This is a genomic window from Tamlana crocina, from assembly GCF_012037625.1.
The window spans coordinates 1-1245 of record NZ_JAAVJS010000044.1 but is presented as its reverse complement, the minus strand read 5'-3'; the positions used below and the strand labels follow the sequence as shown (position 1 = coordinate 1245).

General features: G+C 42.1%; 2 protein-coding genes and 1 pseudogene. All 3 read left to right on the top strand.

Annotated features, from left to right (window positions below):
• The first annotated feature begins 68 nt into the window (after nt 1-68).
• Complete coding sequence (locus tag HC176_RS20395; RefSeq protein WP_425338209.1) at nt 69-365, top strand: transposase; 297 nt, start codon at nt 69-71, stop codon at nt 363-365.
• A gap of 32 nt (nt 366-397) precedes the next feature.
• Nucleotides 398-760, top strand: coding sequence for an IS3 family transposase (locus HC176_RS20390; protein ID WP_425338208.1), 363 nt, complete (start codon nt 398-400; stop codon nt 758-760).
• A gap of 12 nt (nt 761-772) precedes the next feature.
• Nucleotides 773-1228: pseudogene (locus tag HC176_RS20385) on the top strand (IS3 family transposase); the annotation flags it as partial.
• Nucleotides 1229-1245: the final 17 nt, after the last annotated feature.

Below are 1245 nucleotides of genomic sequence, written 5' to 3'. Positions count from 1 at the left end.
TGGAGTTGCTACCTTTACTCGGACATAAAATTTAAGACCGTTTGTTACAAAACAAATATCTTAGAAACATGAAAAAACGATATTACAGCCCCGAATTAAAGGAACAGGCGGTTCGCTTAAGCTACCAGCGAGAGAACATAAAAGAGTTAGCGGACGAAATGGGCATAGAGGTCCAAAGGATCTACAAATGGCGCAGGGCAGCCAAAACAACCACATCCCCTAAGCCAGAAAAACCAATACCCGATGATGCCTTGGAGCTTAAAAGACTGCGCAAAGCCCTTAAAGAAAAGGAGCTTGAACTTGAAATATTAAAAAAGGCCGTGCACATCTTCTCCAAGAGCGATGGGAAATCTATGGATTTATAGCCAGCTATAAACATTTATATCCGATTGAGAGGATGTGCAAGGTTTTTAAGGTAAGCAGGAGCAGTTTCTATAGGTGGTACACTGCCGGCCCGTCAAAACGGGCACTGGAACATAGCCTGTTTACGGATTTGATAAAAAAGGAATTTTACCTGAGCCAACGGCGTTATGGCTCAACAAGAATAGCAGAGCAACTAAAGCGCAAAGGCCACCGTATATCCAGGTGCAGAGTGGCTAAAATTATGAGGGCGAACAATTGGGTGAGCAAACACAAAAGGAAGTTTAAGGCCACCACAGATTCCAACCACAGTTATCCTGTTTGCAGAAACCTGCTGAACAGAAACTTTAATCCCAGTAGGTTGAATGAAGCTTGGGTCAGCGACATTACATACATCTAGACCAACCAAGGTTGGTTGTACCTGACCACTATTATTGACCTGTTCGACAGACAGGTAATAGGTTGGTCATTGAGCACGAGCCTGCATACGGCCCAAACTGTTGTGCCGGCATGGAAAATGGCCACTGGCAAACGAAATATAAGCAACGGTTTAATCTTTCATTCAGACCGAGGGATACAGTACGCCTCAAAAACATTTAGGGCATTTATCAAACCCAACCCGTTGGTGACCCAATCCATGAGCAGAAAGGGAAATTGTTGGGATAATTCAGTTGCTGAATCCTTCTTTAAAACATTAAAGGTTGAACTTATTTATGATGGTGATTTTAAAACTATAGAACAGGCCAAGACGGCCGTTTTTGAGTACATAGAAATATGGTACAACAGGAAACGATTACACTCGTATTTGGGATACAAGACCCCTAGCGAAGTAGAGCAAGAATTTTATCAATTTAAAAATGTGGCATAGGTCTTAAAAAAAATGTC